The 14,831-nt window shown below is 37.3% G+C and carries 14 protein-coding genes; 7 read left to right on the top strand and 7 right to left on the bottom strand.

Features of this window, described 5'->3' with window-relative positions; all coding sequences use genetic code 11:
- Positions 1-10: 10 nt before the first annotated feature.
- Positions 11-1,531, bottom strand: coding sequence for a catalase (locus tag L3V46_RS19470; protein ID WP_239046537.1), 1,521 nt, complete (start codon positions 1,529-1,531; stop codon positions 11-13).
- A 686-nt stretch (positions 1,532-2,217) separates the two neighbouring features.
- Here L3V46_RS19470 and L3V46_RS19465 point away from each other — a divergent pair.
- Together L3V46_RS19465 and L3V46_RS19460 are read left to right on the top strand one after the other, a co-directional pair.
- Positions 2,218-2,649 (top strand): PAAR domain-containing protein, encoded by a 432-nt coding sequence (locus L3V46_RS19465; protein WP_209828118.1) that lies wholly within the window; start codon positions 2,218-2,220, stop codon positions 2,647-2,649.
- A gap of 18 nt (positions 2,650-2,667) precedes the next feature.
- Entirely contained in the window at positions 2,668-3,153 is a 486-nt protein-coding gene (locus L3V46_RS19460; RefSeq protein WP_239046536.1) for a PAAR domain-containing protein, read from the top strand.
- Positions 3,154-3,170: 17 nt separating this feature from the next.
- Here the strand turns inward: L3V46_RS19460 and L3V46_RS19455 are convergent.
- Positions 3,171-4,303 (bottom strand): IS3 family transposase gene (locus L3V46_RS19455; RefSeq protein ID WP_223235881.1). Its coding sequence is split into 2 segments (ribosomal slippage): positions 3,171-4,051 and positions 4,051-4,303, totalling 1,134 coding nucleotides; the frame shifts between segments, so codons are not numbered across the junction.
- Between the two features lie 250 nt (positions 4,304-4,553).
- On the opposite strand from L3V46_RS19455, the gene L3V46_RS19450 reads away from it, so the two are divergent.
- Both L3V46_RS19450 and L3V46_RS19445 read left to right on the top strand, forming a co-directional pair.
- A complete protein-coding gene (locus L3V46_RS19450; protein WP_239046535.1) occupies positions 4,554-5,096 on the top strand; it encodes a hypothetical protein in 543 nt (180 codons plus the stop codon).
- A 28-nt stretch (positions 5,097-5,124) separates the two neighbouring features.
- Positions 5,125-5,706 (top strand): hypothetical protein, encoded by a 582-nt coding sequence (locus L3V46_RS19445; protein ID WP_239046534.1) that lies wholly within the window; start codon positions 5,125-5,127, stop codon positions 5,704-5,706.
- Positions 5,707-6,322: 616 nt separating this feature from the next.
- Here the strand turns inward: L3V46_RS19445 and L3V46_RS19440 are convergent.
- Positions 6,323-6,937 (bottom strand): TetR/AcrR family transcriptional regulator, encoded by a 615-nt coding sequence (locus L3V46_RS19440; RefSeq protein WP_239046533.1) that lies wholly within the window; start codon positions 6,935-6,937, stop codon positions 6,323-6,325.
- Positions 6,938-7,017: 80 nt separating this feature from the next.
- Here L3V46_RS19440 and L3V46_RS19435 point away from each other — a divergent pair, with 80 nt between their 5' ends.
- Positions 7,018-8,676 carry an acyl-CoA dehydrogenase family protein gene (locus tag L3V46_RS19435; RefSeq protein ID WP_239046532.1) on the top strand — a complete coding sequence of 553 codons (1,659 nt, stop codon included), beginning with the start codon at positions 7,018-7,020 and terminating at the stop codon, positions 8,674-8,676.
- A 213-nt stretch (positions 8,677-8,889) separates the two neighbouring features.
- Here L3V46_RS19435 and L3V46_RS19430 read toward each other — a convergent pair whose 3' ends face one another.
- Positions 8,890-9,084 (bottom strand): hypothetical protein, encoded by a 195-nt coding sequence (locus L3V46_RS19430; protein WP_004718119.1) that lies wholly within the window; start codon positions 9,082-9,084, stop codon positions 8,890-8,892.
- A gap of 430 nt (positions 9,085-9,514) precedes the next feature.
- Positions 9,515-10,540: an OmpA family protein gene (locus L3V46_RS19425; protein WP_239046531.1), complete on the bottom strand. Its 1,026-nt coding sequence runs from the start codon at positions 10,538-10,540 to the stop codon at positions 9,515-9,517.
- A 327-nt stretch (positions 10,541-10,867) separates the two neighbouring features.
- Between L3V46_RS19425 and L3V46_RS19420 the strand changes: the two genes are divergently transcribed.
- Positions 10,868-11,056: a hypothetical protein gene (locus L3V46_RS19420; RefSeq protein WP_239046530.1), complete on the top strand. Its 189-nt coding sequence runs from the start codon at positions 10,868-10,870 to the stop codon at positions 11,054-11,056.
- Positions 11,057-11,087: 31 nt separating this feature from the next.
- Here the strand turns inward: L3V46_RS19420 and ptsP are convergent, their stop codons facing one another.
- A complete protein-coding gene (gene ptsP / locus L3V46_RS19415; protein ID WP_004718112.1) occupies positions 11,088-13,382 on the bottom strand; it encodes a phosphoenolpyruvate--protein phosphotransferase in 2,295 nt (764 codons plus the stop codon).
- 77 nt (positions 13,383-13,459) lie between these two features.
- The gene (locus L3V46_RS19410) at positions 13,460-13,963 is read right to left on the bottom strand and encodes an RNA pyrophosphohydrolase (protein WP_004718109.1); all 504 of its coding nucleotides are present in this window, start codon (positions 13,961-13,963) and stop codon (positions 13,460-13,462) included.
- 185 nt (positions 13,964-14,148) lie between these two features.
- Between L3V46_RS19410 and L3V46_RS19405 the strand changes: the two genes are divergently transcribed.
- Positions 14,149-14,799 (top strand): HAD family hydrolase, encoded by a 651-nt coding sequence (locus L3V46_RS19405; RefSeq protein WP_004718108.1) that lies wholly within the window; start codon positions 14,149-14,151, stop codon positions 14,797-14,799.
- The last annotated feature ends 32 nt before the right edge of the window (positions 14,800-14,831 follow it).

Below are 14,831 nucleotides of genomic sequence, written 5' to 3'. Positions count from 1 at the left end.
TGAGCTAGGCTTATTGAAAACCAGGATGACCTTTACCAGGATCGCTATCGCGTGCAGCTTGTGCATCTGCAACAGTTAAGCCCAAGGCTTTTGCCACGCCTTCACCATAGGCGGGGTCACATGCATAACAGTTACGGATATGACGATACTTAATAAAATCAAGTGCATCACCCATCGCACCCGCCGTATTATCAAACAGTGCTTGTTTTTGCGTATCATTCATTAAATTGAATAAAGCGCGTGGTTGGCTGAAATAATCCGAATCATCTTGGCGGAAATCCCAATGATCTGCATCACCACTGATTTTTAATGGTGGTTCTTTAAACTGAGCTTGTTCCTGCCATTGGCTAAAACTATTCGGTTCATAGTGTGGTAAACCGCCATAGTTTGCATCGACACGACCTTGACCATCACGGTGATTAGAATGAACAGGGCAACGTGCAGCATTGACAGGAATTTGTTGATAATTCACACCCAAACGGTAGCGTTGAGCATCGGCATAGTTAAATAATCGCGCTTGCAACATACGGTCAGGTGAAACACTGATACCTGGAACTAAGTTACTTGGTGCGAAAGCCGATTGCTCTACATCAAGGAAGAAGTTTTCAGGATTTTTATTCAGCTCAAACTCACCCACATCAATCAGTGGATAATCTGCATGAGGCCAAACTTTGGTCAGGTCAAATGGATGATAAGGGACTTTTTCTGCATCTGTTTCAGGCATGACTTGAATTTGGAGCTTCCATTTTGGGAAGTTACCATTTTCAATCGAATCAAATAAATCACGTTGATTACTTTCGCGGTCTTTAGCAACAACCGCTTCCGCTTCAGCATCGGTTAAATTTTCAATGCCTTGTTGGGTGCGGAAATGAAATTTGACCCAAAAACGTTCATTGTTTGCATTGATAAAGCTGTACGTATGACTACCAAAACCATGCATATGGCGGAAGCTTTTTGGAATACCACGATCAGACATCACAATTGTCACCTGATGCAAAGCTTCAGGTAATAACGTCCAAAAATCCCAGTTGTTGGTTGCACTACGTAGATTGGTTTTAGGGTCGCGTTTTACGGCTTTATTTAAATCTGGGAATTTACGTGGATCACGCATGAAAAAGACGGGAGTGTTGTTTCCAACGAGATCCCAGTTACCTTCTTCGGTATAGAACTTAAGTGCAAAGCCTCGAATATCGCGTTCTGCATCTGCTGCACCACGTTCACCAGCTACAGTGGTGAAGCGTGCAAACATTTCTGTTTGTTTACCAATCTGTGAGAAGATTTTAGCGCGTGTGTACTGGGTAATATCGTGAGTTACGGTAAATGTACCAAAAGCACCTGAACCTTTTGCATGCATTCTGCGCTCAGGAATCACCTCGCGTACAAAGTTGGCCAGTTTCTCGTTTAACCATAAATCTTGTGCCAGTAGAGGACCACGTGCGCCTGCCGTTAAACTATTTTGGTTGTCTACAACAGGTGCGCCAAAAGCCGTTGTCAGGTGGGTTACAGGACATTTTTTTGAGTCTTGGCTCATTCTATTTCTCCATTTTTAATTAATCATGTATTCATTTTTGAATAGATGGAATAGATAAAGAATATTCGCTATTACATGACATTAACCGTAATTGAAAAACCAATATAGTGAACAATTGTTAAATCTAATTGATCTAAAAATAAATGATTTGTCATTTATTTTTAGAAACAACTTACCGGTCTTTATCTGCTTTAAAATACTGTTGTTTAAGGAAGAGCGAGCAATGTTTTAAAGCGATAACTTTACTTTAGAGTGATTTTTTATATTTGTGAAATTGATAAAAATATTATTATTGATTTGTTTTAGCGATTAATGGGGGAACATAACTTTGCGTGGTGTGAAGTAAGTGATTTTATATAAAACTGCTTGAGCGCATTTTTTACGACGCTGAAAGCCTATATAGAAAGTTTTGAGTAGATAGATCTAGTTTTTTATTAAATTTCGTATAAACTATACTGTGTTTATTTACTACAATGTATATTAAATTTTATTTAACTATTTTTACTAATATAAACAAACATATGTATCTAAAAATTAAATGCCTCCCTCTCTAAGTTGCAAGGGTTAGAGGTTTTTTACTAAAACAAGAATTTATTTGCCAAATATTCTCAATTTTATCATTCGAAATATGGCTCAACTATTTTCTTTTTATAAAACAAACAACAAGATAAGTATGGAGTGTAACCATGAATCATAAGCTTTTTTTATCGCAACTTTCTCAAGATGAGATATTGAAATTGTCTACTGACGAAATTCAACAGCGTATATTGGCTGAACAAGAATTTATAAATAAACAACCTCATAAGAATTTTTTAGCAGCAACACATGGCTCCAAAACTAAAAATGGTGGGTTAGTTAAAGCAAGAATTAATCAACGAGTGAAAGCAGAAGACCACCTTATTGCAGCAGTAGGGGATGAAGCCATTTATCAAGATGGTTCACGCTCTAAAATCATTTCAGGTGCTGGTGAGGAAGGAAAAATCGAAGGTTTTGAGGTAGCGCTTGTTGGAAGCCGTTTGGAAAATGGTGATGAAATTATCGAAAGTCTACAATCAAGTTTTGTATTCCGTTTATATGCGGATCGAGCAATTCCTAAAGACTTTTTGAATCATGATTAATTTCTAAAGGGGAAAATCATGGCTAAAGGTTTTGCGATAGATCACTCTATGACTGATCATGGTGGAATTATTAGGGCAACTCAAATGAGCGCTTCTCAAATGGGGAGCTTGTTTTTAGTTGCTGGTGATGGGCATTTTTGTCCTAAATGTAAGTGTTGGTCGAAAATTATTAAAAGTCACGATCATATTATTTTTGATGGTAAAGCTGTTGCTTATGTTGGTGATCAACTCACTTGTGGGGCAAAAATTTTACCAAAGCAGGATCATGTTGTGGGGGATAGTCAGGGTTCTAGTTTACGTTCCCTTGCTTCTAATTTTCAGCATACTAACTCTCAACAAAATTTAACTAATAACTTAGTAGTTGGTAGTTATAACATGATCTTTCTTCTTAAAGATGGTCAAAATAAACTTCTAACTAAAATGCCTTACACATATGAAGTTGATGGTATATCTAAAATAGAGAGGTGGTCCCACATGTTTGAACAACTAAAAGCTTATTTATAAGTGATACTCTGCTCTAGTTAAGCTACCTTATTTTGTTGTGGTAGCTGGTCATAGTAAAACTCATCTGGAGTCATTTTGTCCAGACTCGAATGAGGTCGTTTCAAATTATAAAATTCAAAATATGCGTTTAATTGCTTCTTCGCATCCAAAACATTGCTGTAGGCTTTGAGATACACCTCTTCATATTTAACGCTCCGCCATAATCGTTCAACCATCACATTATCAACCCATCGACCTTTACCATCCATACTGATTTGAATGCCATTTGATTTCAATACATCAATAAATGCATCACTGGTAAACTGACTGCCTTGGTCTGTATTAAATATTTCAGGTCGACCATATTTTTCAATAGCTTCATTTAATGTTTCTATGCAAAATGTAACCTCCATACTAATCGATACTCTATGCGCAAGTACCTTGCGGCTATGCCAATCAATCACAGCACATAAATAAACAAAGCCTTTTGCCATAGGGATATACGTTATATCCGTAGACCACACTTGATTACTGCGCTGAATAGCCAATCCTTTGAGCAGATATGGATATTTGCGGTGAGCTTGATTAGCCTGGCTTAAATTTGGTTTGCAATATAACGCATTAATGCCCATTTTCTTCATTAAAGTACGTGTATGACGTCGTCCTATATGATGTCCTTGACGATTCAACAAATCACGCATCATACGGCTACCTGCAAAAGGGTATTGCATATGTAACTCATCCATACACCGCATCAGCTTCAGATCTGATGCACTCACAGGTTTTGGGCGATAGTAATAACAACCACGGGAGACTTTCAGCAGCTGAGCTTGCTTAGATACTGAAATCTGAAGTGAGTCATCGATTAACTTTTGTGGTTGAAGCGGCCCAGTTTCTTCAACACACCTTCTAAAAAATCAATTTCTAATGCCTGCTCACCGATTTTTGCATGTAGTTTTTTTAGATCGATGGGTGGTTCTGTTGGAGCTTTTGATTGATCGAAAGCTTGCGAGGAAGCTGAAATCAGTTGATTTTTCCAGTCGATAATTTGGTTTTGATGAACATCAAATTCAGCACTCAATTCAGCAAGTGTTTTTTCTGCTTTAATCGCAGCAAGTGCTACCTTAGCTTTAAAATCATTTGAATGATTTCTTCTTGGTCTACGTGCCATAAAATACTCCATATATTGATGTTTATAACATCATTTGGGGAGCAAAATATCACTTATAAGTGTTGTTCAAATTTCCTGATCCACCTCTGTTATTAAGGTCTATATTGGCAATAATTTAAACAATGCAAATGATCACGGTAACGTATTAATTGCAACGGCTAAGAGCAACTTAACATCGAATGCAATAACTGAAGGAAAAACAAATAGATTAAAAAAGCCTTGGAAGATATCAGACACATTACGACAAGCTATGATTAAAGCTGAAGGGGCTATACCAAGAGAATATCCCTCTCCTGAAGGTGGGAATAATACAATTGGAATTGGGCATAAAATTAAAGACTCAGAAATAAAAAATGGTCGATTTAAAGCTGGTGGTGAATACCCACAACCACTATCAATGGAACAGATGCTTAAACTGAAAGATGAAGATGTTGGTCTAAATGGTGGCAACACTCTCAACCAGATAGTCAATGTTCCTCTGCATCAATATGAAATGGATGCAATTATTGACCTCTGTTTTAATGGAGGAAAAGGTGCATTGTCTGGCACAGCATCAACTTTATACGATGAAAATGGTAATAAACAGCCTGCTGGCACAAATAAGGTTGCATTAGTTGATTTACTAAATAGTGGAAAATATAGTGAAGTACCTAAATATTTAAGAAACCATTTCAATACATCAAACAGGATGTGGTCTCGAGGAGTTCAAAATCGTAGAAATATGGACGCTAGAATGTTTGTAAATGCACAGAATGGCTACATCATGCTCAATGATGCACCAAAAAAGAAATAATTCAGACCTACTTTTTGCGGAAATTTATATGCGTAAAATTAAATTATTTTTTCTATGTATAGCATGCTATCTTACGGCACTTCATGTCTATGCAGAAGAATTACAATACATTAGTGATGGAAGAATCCATTATTATTGCAATGATAAAAAATCAAATTTCTATTTTTCTGCTAAACAACAAGGATCATTTTTAAAAGATTTTAAAGAATATAATATTGATGTGGATTCATTATTGATTAGTAAAGAAGATTCCGAGGGAAACATTACACGATTAGGAAGCAAAAAATCTATACACCAATGTGGGGCTATAAAATTAGTTGTTGAAAGTGGCTTCTATAATGCCAATACTCAGGGAATGTTAGGCTTACTAGATTATCCTCTTATGTCTATTTCTATCAATGGTAAAAGAGTATTTGATAAAAATCCTTTAAATTTATGTGCTTCCAGTGGTTCACGCGCGATATGTCCAACTGATTTTTCTGTGCAATCTATAGAGATAATCAAAGTTTCTCGTGATTTATATCAAGTAACATTCACAAAAGCCTTGCCTGTGAATAATGGTGATAGTTTTAAGTTAAAAAAAGAAATTATAAAGTTAAAAGCCAAATAAGATCTTCACTCAATTATCTTATATTCCAAAATCCATGCCTTAATTTTGCTTAAGTTGGGTTTTATATATGCAAAATAACAGTTTATCCAACTGGTTTATTTAAATAATTTCCACTGAAAAACAGCCCAACCAATAAGGTCTATGTAAGTAACATTATCACAATAAATGCAATATAAAGCATTGATAAAAATAAAATATTACGATTCCATGCCATTCCTAAATTACGGTAATGTAGATCTGCATTTTCCTCAGTATTTGAACTAAGGTATGCGAGAGAAAGCCCGATTAAACTAATACAGGTACAGAGAAAAGCAGCACTTACAAACAAAAGTTCATATAGTGGTCTTTCACAAATATTAGTAAATTTACAAGACTGACTTGCTATATAAATAGAATAAAAAATGCTTGCCGCAATAATAAAAATATTAAGTATTGCGCAATAGTAAGATGAACGACTAAGTTTTGATGATTCTCTGTTAATTTGTTCTGGCTCTTTCATTTTTTTCAAGAAGTTTAAACGAGACTAGACTGGCTTATTTTATTACTTTTTTAAAGAAAGCGTTCTTTCATAGGCAAGATATTATTTAAAAACCAACATACTAGGCGTTATGTAAAATTAAAGTAACTTGATGAGCAGCTGAACCATATCAGCCTCCAAAACTTTCCAATCCTTAAACTCAGGTTCAATCAACAATGTCTGCGAGACAAAACCATAGCAAATTCGTTGTACATTTAGACTCATCTGTTTAAGTTGTTCATCATCCTGAATAAAAGGTTTCAGCATGTTTTGCCACATCTCTACCATCATGGCATAACTTTTTTGATATGTTTCAATACTGGAAACCTGTCGTTCTAATAAGAAAGACTGGGCCCATAAAAATTGTTGTGCTTGAATTTGCTCAAGTTGAAAATGAATGATTTGCTGTAAATAGCTTTGAAAATCTGATTTTGTGGATAAGTCATACACGCTTTGTGCATAACTTTTTAAGACTTCTGCATTGCTTTTTACATGTTGGTGAATAGTTAAAGCAATCAAATCTTCCTTTTTAGAAAAATACTCATAGAACGTCCCTAAACCCACACCAGCAAGATCGGTAATTTCACGAATGGTAATTTTATTGGCAGGATGGTCATGTAAAAGCCGAACAAAACTTTCCATCAACGCTTCTTGCGTGATACGTGCCCTTGATTGGCGGGGTTTACGACGCACATTGATTGCAGGTAAAGCCATAAAAATAATCCGAACATCCTTGAAGGTATTTTCTTCTATACTGAATGCAATTGGTAAAAACAACAAGACAGGAATTCAGGATGAACACAGCAGAGAATTGGCAAACACATGAAATCAGCAATCAGTTTGACGAACTGCAAAATTATAATTTATTGACTACAGATCAAGTCTTACAAGAAATTTTGCAACGTTATGGCAGTCAGGATCAGCAACGCCTAACTGAGTTTTCAAAGATTGCGGGTTCTACTGAATATTATGAATATGCCGATTTGGCCAATCGACATACTCCTGAATTACATAGTTTTGATGCTCGTGGTCGCCGTAAAGATTTTCTAGAATTTCATCCTGCATGGCATAAATGGATGCGGCTAAATCGACAATTTGACACACACGCACATCCATTTAATCATTCACAATCAAGTTCAAAATGGGTCGATTGGGCGGCTCGATTTTTCCTGAGTGGACAAGTCGAGTGTGGCAATCTATGCCCTAATTCTATGACGCTAGGTAGTATTCCCTTAATTCAAAATGAACCTGAGTTGTGGGCAAAAGTTGGTGAAAAGCTCTTATCGACTGAATACGATGAACGTGACATTCCGATTTCTCAGAAAAAATCAATTTGGTTAGGTATGGGGATGACGGAAAAGCAGGGCGGGTCAGATGTGCGCGCCAACGAAACACGGGCTGTTCCTGTAGCTGAGTCAGGACGTGGGCAAGCATATTTACTGACAGGGCATAAATGGTTCTTTTCTGCACCAATGTGTGATGCACATTTAGTCGTGGCAAAAACTGAACAAGATGGATTGGCCTGCTTTTTTGTACCACGTTGGCTGGAAGATGGGACAAAAAATCCGGTTCAAGTACAACGACTCAAAGATAAAGTGGGTAATCGCAGTAATTCAAGCTCAGAAGTTGAATTTAAAAATGCTTGGGGCATTATGATCGGTGAAGCTGGGCGCGGGATTCCCACGATTATTGAAATGGCAAACTATACACGTTTGACCTGTTCAGTCGGTTCAAGTGCGATGTTACGTCAGGCTTTGGTGCAATGTATTGCCTATACCCGTCAGCGTAAGGCCTTTGGTAAACATTTGGCGGAACAACCGTTGATGCAAGCGGTATTGGCGGATTTAGCCTTGGAAACAGAAGCAGCCATGCAATTGAGTTTTCATCTTGCGCATTGCTATGAGAGTGATGATGAATTATCTCTGGCATGGAGACGAATCATGACGCCCGCTGCAAAGTTCTGGGTGTGTAAGCGTACTGTGGAGTTGACGGGTGAGATGATGGAAGTCTTCGGTGGCAATGGTTATGTCGATACAGGAATCATGGCGCGTATTTTTAAAGAAGCCCCTGTAAATACTATTTGGGAAGGCTCTGGTAATGTGATGTGTTTGGATGTATTACGTGCAATTCAACGTGACCGTGAATCAATTGAAGTCTTATTTAAATCATTTGCACAAGTTGCAGCTCAAGATTCAATTTTACAAGATGAATTACAAGCTTTATTTAAATTATTTAGTGGCTTACAAGCAGATGAATTGCAATTTATGGCACGTAGCTTAGTCAGTCGCTTGGTCATCTTGGCACAGGCTATCTTACTGAAACAACATGCACCAGATTTTGTTGCGGATGCTTTTATTGCAACACGTTATAGTGCGTTTTATGGATGCGTGGTCGGAATGTTAGATGCACAAGCTGTAGATGTAAAACGCTTGTTAGATAGAGCTTTAGCTTAATCCCTTCGAAAATGCAAAAAGCGGCATTATGTAAATAATGCCGCTTTTTTTAAGCCACTTTTATCAAAGTTCAAGCTTAGGATGTGTAATCGAAATTACTTTTGTTTTTTAAGCTTTTTTTTGAGCTTTTTCAATTTACCTTCGTGTTTGGATATTTTTTCCAAACGTGCTTTGATTTTCTGTTTTAAAGATTTAACTTGCTTAGACATCATGTTACTCCTTAGTCTGAGTATCCGTTGGCTGATGTTTTTTGATAAAACTACGGATAAATTTTCTTAACTCACGTGCTGCACTGGTATCCATCGTTTCACAGAGTTGTAAAAACTGGTCACGCTCAGCACTGTTAATGCGAATTAAGAGTTGCCCATCTTTTTTATTCACCTTTGTCTTTTTGGGTAATTCAGCCATGACGTATTTATCCCCAAAGGTGATAATCAAAAAAATGTATATACAATATATATGCATTTTTTGAATTCGGCAAATTTATATTGTTGAAAATATTTAATATTTTTGTTTTTTATTGAAAGCTGTTGTAATTAAGCTTTTATTTCTGTAAATAAGTTGTTGTTATCGCAGTTTTTATCTTTTGATAAAAATTTGTTTATGAGCAGAAGAATCAACAGTAGATTACAAGCGGATGCTTTTATTAAAACACCTTATAGTGTGTTTTATGGACGAGTGGCTGAAATGTTAGATGTGCAAGCTGTGGATGTAAAACGATTGCTAGATAGAGTTTTACTGAGTACATCGTGTATGTAGTGAGTGAGCTATTTTTAAAAGAAAACCCATTTATTTATAATGGGTTTTCTTTGTTCATTGAACTCAGCATTTCACAGAATTAATTAGATTTAATCAGCTCAACTCTACGATTTAAAGCTTTACCGTCTTCAGTTGAATTATCCGCAATAGGGTGTGTATCTCCCAAGCCTTTGGCTGTTAAACGGCTTTGTTGAATTCCAGTATTATTGGTTAAAGCCTTAACAACAGCATTTGCACGTTGTTCTGAAAGCGTTTGATTATGTTTGGTATCACCTGAATTATCTGTATGACCATTAATACTCAATTTGAGTTCAGGGTTGTTTTTTAGCAGTTGAATGACTTGTTCAATTTGGGGTTGAGAGTCAGGCAAAATATTCGCTTGATCCGTGGCAAAGTTAACATCAATATTGACTTTATTGTCCTTATCCAAAGCTGTTTTGAGTTGGTCTGAACTTAATGCTTTAGCTGTAATTTCAACAGGTTTAGTTTCTGCGACGAATAGGCCAGCATGTCCATTCCCTGTCTGTGTCAATTGGAACCAAATATTTTTATTCGCTTGACGTATCACAAAGGTCTGTGTCGGGTTATTAAAAACATCTCCCAATCCTGCAACATAATCGACTTGGAATTTTTGTGGGATCTTTTCTAATTCTTGTTGAGGAATTTTACTCTGGGTAATTTGTTTGCCACCCAATTGCTGGATTACATTTTCCAAATTACGTTGCAATTCTAAAAAACTTCCTTCTTTATAATTTTCATTTTGTTGAATGGCTGCACTATATAATTGACCTTCAACATTTTCGATATGTTGACCTGTCCAAAATGGTATTTTCTCAAAATTTACGCTTGTTGCTTCGTGAAACTGATAGCCATTTGGCAAAGAAATATATGGAAACTGACCGAGTGTAATATTTGAAATTGGAATCTTGGAGAGATCAAAAGTGTTCTCTGTAGATTCAGTTTTCACAATTTCAGATGGTACAGAACTCGCACTTGATTCAGTTGTTATGACTTCCGCTTTCTCAGGTTTACTACATGCGATTAAACCAAGTGTAGGAATAACCAATAATAGTAGAAAACTCGATAATTTCTTTTGATTGAACACATGATCCTCCAGTTCTAACTCATTACCCTATATTTTATTGAGCATATTTATATTCAAATTTCTTTAAATACTATAGATAACAATACTCATGAATTACATGAAGTTTTCAATCTGATTTGTAAAATTTTAATTAAATTAAAGATGATCTTCTGATGATTAAAATCAATTTGAGATAAATCTGCAAATTTGCCTTGATGTAATAGGTAAAAAGAGTGCAATAGAAAATAGTCACAAACTTGATCAATACAAATACTTGTATTCTACACAAAAAAGCGTAATATCAGATTCCCACTGATCAAGTGGTATACAGCAAAATAGGTAAAGAAAATGGCAAAGAAAAAAACAATGCCAGAGGTTGTGATTCACAACTTTGTGGCCAAACACATGCATGAAGTCAACAAAAGCCAAGTGTTTGTAGATCGTAAAAAGAATGCAAAACGTGGTTATGATAAACACAAAAAAGGTCGATATTCTGATGATTATCGGCCTTTTTTGTGGACTGCAATTTTTGCTTGAATAATTATAAAAATCTAATAAAAATAAACAATTAAATATTGACTAGACGATTCGATTTCACCATATCAGCCAAACCATGATGCTTAAAGTAATACTCCATCCAGCTCTTGACCATGAGTGGGTTATTCATCGCAATCACTTCTTCTAATAGCTTTTGTGCATCTGTCATTGATACATGACAAATCGCTTTACGCACACGCAGAATATTACTTGAACTCATCGACAAGGTATTGAATCCCATTGCCATAAGTAAGATAGCTGAGAGTGGGTCGCCTGCCATTTCTCCACAAATACTGATCGGTTTTTCATACTTATGACATTCTTGAACCAAACGCGTTAAAGCACGGAGTACAGAAGGGTGGAAGTGTGAATAAACACTGGATACACGTGGATTATTACGATCAACTGCCAATAAATATTGAATCAAGTCATTTGAACCGACTGAGAAGAAATCGACCAATTCAGCAAATTCACCAATTTGTAAAAGTACACTCGGTACTTCAACCATAATCCCGATTTTCGGTTTGGCGAAGTTAACTTGCTCTTCTTCTTGAACCGCAATCCAGTCACGTTCCAGTAAGTAAAGTGCTTCTTCTACTTCACTGACACTGGTGACCATTGGCAATAAAATATGCAGATTGTTTAAGCCGATACTGGCTTTTAACATTGCTCGGATTTGTGAGGAAAAGATTTCAGGGTGATCAAGGGTAAAACGAATGCCACGCCATCCTAAAGCTGAGTTTTCTTCCTCAATTTGGAAATATGGCAGGTCTTTATCCGCACCAATATCAAGTGTACGCATCACCACAGGTTTGTTGGCAAAGTGACTCAGCTGTTGACGATAAATCGCACGCTGTTCTTCTTCGCCCGGGAAGCGTTCACGCAGCATAAATGGAATTTCAGAACGATAAAGCCCTACGCCTTTTGCACCACGTTGAACCCCACGTACCACATCAATCATCAGACCAGTATTTACATACAGCTTTACAGCAACACCATCAGGTGTAATGGCATCTTTGGTTTCGTATTGCTTTAAATCTTTGGCAATTTGTTCTTCTTCTTTTTGGATCTCTTTATAACGTGTACGTAAACGACGTGGTGGATTGACAAAAACCCGGCCTTGATAAGCATCGACAATCATTTCAACATCATCAAGCGTATTTACCGGCAGCTCAGTAACACCCACCACAGTTGGAATACCGAGAGCACGGGCGACAATCACCATGTGTGAGTTGGCAGCCCCTTCAGAGGTTACAATCGCGGCGATTTTATCTACAGGAAGCTCAACCAAAGCAGCAGTGCTGATCTCATCTCCAATTAAAATACTTTCAGAGGTGATCTCTTTATGGCTGGTATCACCTTCTTGTAATGCTGCTAGGATTCGGCGTCCAAGGTCTTTTAAATCAGATACACGTTCACGTAAATAGTCATCTTCCATTTGTGCAAAAAGCGCAACATGGCGTTCAATCACATTTTTAACTGCACCTTGCGCCCAGCTTCCATCTCGAATAATTTCTTTAATTTCAGCAGGTAGGGCATTTTCATCCAACATACGTAAGAACACGCTAAATAAAGCACGTTCCTCCGCCATGAGTGAATCTTGCATTTTGTCATCAAGCGATTGAATTTCATTGCGTACAGACGCAATAGCTTGGTCTAAAAGCTTAAGTTCTTCACTGATATCATCCGCATCACGGTCTGGAACTGAAGCTAAATCTGCCGGAGGGTAAAGGATGATGGCACGCCCAAGTGCAATGCCGCCTGCACCAGATGAACCTTGGAAGGTCTTGTAGTTAGATGAATTGCTGGGTTTACGGAAAACATCAATATTACCCACTGCATGTGCATGAGCAATTACCCCAGAGAGTTGCGCACATAAGGTCACCAGAAATGATTCTGCTGCCTCGCTAAAATCTTGAGGTTCGGTGTTCTGAACCACCATCACGCCCATCACTTTGCGGCGATACATGACTGGAACACCAAGGAACGAGTTATAGATCTCTTCCCCTGTCTCGGGGAAGTAGGCAAACCGTTCATGTTTAAACGCATTGTCTAAGTTGACAATCTCTTCACGTTGCCCCACTAAACCAACCAAACCCTCGCCAAGTTGTAAGGAAACTGTCCCTACAGATTCTTGGTTTAAGCCTTTGGTTGCCATGAGTACATAACGTTGGTTACGTTCATCTAAAAGGTAAATAGAGCAAACATCAACATGCATGGCTTCGGAAACTTGATTAACCATGATTTCCAAAGAATCATGCAAACTGACTGACGCATTGATCTCTTGTACAATACGTCTTAATGTGTCCAGTTGCATGTTCGACATGGATGTATGCTCCTAATTTAAGCTATGTTTTAAAGCGACTTCATCAGTATTATTTATAACAGTACTACCTTGAAAAATCATTCATATTTTGAAGAAATTTCAGCTGTATATTGCGGCATTCGCATACATAACTCCATCATCGCTTTACGATAAACATCTCGTTTAAAATTCACCACTTGTCCAAGCGGGTACCAGTAACTAACCCATTGCCATTGATCAAACTCCGGCGGGTCAGAGAGATTCAACTGAATATGTTTCGTTGAAGCTGTGAGTTTCAGTAAAAACCATTTTTGCTTTTGTCCAATACAAATCGGATCGGAATCCGAGCGAATGTATCGAAGCGGCAAACGATAATGCAACCAGTCATCTGTCTGGGCAATAATTTGGACATGTTCGGGTAGGAGCCCAACTTCTTCTCGTAGTTCTCTAAATAGAGCTTGCTCAGGAGTCTCTCCAAACTGGATACCTCCTTGAGGAAATTGCCAAGCATTGTGTCCAATGCGTTTTGCCCATAAAACTTGTCCAATATCGTTTGCCAAAATGATCCCGACGTTGGGTCGGAAACCTTCTGAGTCGATCATTTGGCTACCTAAAATTTGTTAATTTCATTTGACTTTATATATGGGGACATACACTCTTTTGTCCAACTCGATTAAAGTCAAAGTAATAATGTTTTAAAATTGCTATGATCTTAACGAATTTCTATCGACTAGCGGTGATAGATTTACAATTTTTTTCTTAAATTTCAGTTTAAACGAGTATTTTCATGGAATTGGCGCTGTTTGACTTAGATCACACCTTATTAAATACAGATTCTGACCATTCTTGGGGAGAGTTCTTAGTCAATGAAGGCTTGGTCGATCCAGTCCGACATCGTGCGATGAATGATCAGTTTTATGAAGACTATAAAGCAGGCAAGCTTGATCCAATTGCTTATAATGAATTTGTCTTTGAGTTTCTTACTCAACACGATAATGATTATTTAACTGAATTACATCAGTTGTTTATGCAAAAAGTGATTCGTCCACAAATGCGTCCAGCTGGTTTTGCCGCGATTCAAAAACATAAAGATTTAGGCCATGCGTTGGTTGGTATTACGGCAACTTCAGATTTTATTACAGCACCTATTTTCCGTGAATTTGGTATCAGCGAAATTATTGCGACCAATGCTGAAATAAAAGATGGGAAATACACGGGGAAAGTGATCAATATTCCATGTTACCAAAAAGGTAAATTGGCACGTTTGGATCAATGGCTCGATGGTCGTACTGTCACTGAATCATGGGCTTATTCAGATTCGATTAATGACCGTTTTTTATTGGAATATGCTGACCATGCGATTGCAGTAAATCCTGATGATCGTCTTGAGCATCTGGCAAAAGAACAGGGTTGGGATATCCAAGATTGGTCGATTTGAGCTGGGCTGATTATTGTGATTTAAAGCAGTGT

It is taken from the genome of Acinetobacter sp. AG3 (assembly GCF_022343575.1).
GTDB classification, from domain to species: Bacteria; Pseudomonadota; Gammaproteobacteria; order Pseudomonadales; family Moraxellaceae; genus Acinetobacter; species Acinetobacter guillouiae.
Note: the sequence above shows the minus strand (reverse complement) of the source record. Positions and strands in the feature narration are given on the sequence as shown.

Bases quoted from the DNA above. Each gene is read 5' to 3' on its own strand.
- L3V46_RS19470 (WP_239046537.1), bottom strand. From the start codon at position 1,531: ATGAGCCAAGACTCAAAAAAATGTCCTGTAACCCACCTGACAACGGCT.
- L3V46_RS19465 (WP_209828118.1), top strand. From the start codon at position 2,218: ATGAATCATAAGCTTTTTTTATCGCAACTTTCTCAAGATGAGATATTG.
- L3V46_RS19460 (WP_239046536.1), top strand. From the start codon at position 2,668: ATGGCTAAAGGTTTTGCGATAGATCACTCTATGACTGATCATGGTGGA.
- L3V46_RS19450 (WP_239046535.1), top strand. From the start codon at position 4,554: ATGATTAAAGCTGAAGGGGCTATACCAAGAGAATATCCCTCTCCTGAA.
- L3V46_RS19445 (WP_239046534.1), top strand. From the start codon at position 5,125: ATGCGTAAAATTAAATTATTTTTTCTATGTATAGCATGCTATCTTACG.
- L3V46_RS19440 (WP_239046533.1), bottom strand. From the start codon at position 6,937: ATGGCTTTACCTGCAATCAATGTGCGTCGTAAACCCCGCCAATCAAGG.
- L3V46_RS19435 (WP_239046532.1), top strand. From the start codon at position 7,018: ATGAACACAGCAGAGAATTGGCAAACACATGAAATCAGCAATCAGTTT.
- L3V46_RS19430 (WP_004718119.1), bottom strand. From the start codon at position 9,084: ATGGCTGAATTACCCAAAAAGACAAAGGTGAATAAAAAAGATGGGCAA.
- L3V46_RS19420 (WP_239046530.1), top strand. From the start codon at position 10,868: ATGGCAAAGAAAAAAACAATGCCAGAGGTTGTGATTCACAACTTTGTG.
- ptsP (WP_004718112.1), bottom strand. From the start codon at position 13,382: ATGTCGAACATGCAACTGGACACATTAAGACGTATTGTACAAGAGATC.
- L3V46_RS19410 (WP_004718109.1), bottom strand. From the start codon at position 13,963: ATGATCGACTCAGAAGGTTTCCGACCCAACGTCGGGATCATTTTGGCA.
- L3V46_RS19405 (WP_004718108.1), top strand. From the start codon at position 14,149: ATGGAATTGGCGCTGTTTGACTTAGATCACACCTTATTAAATACAGAT.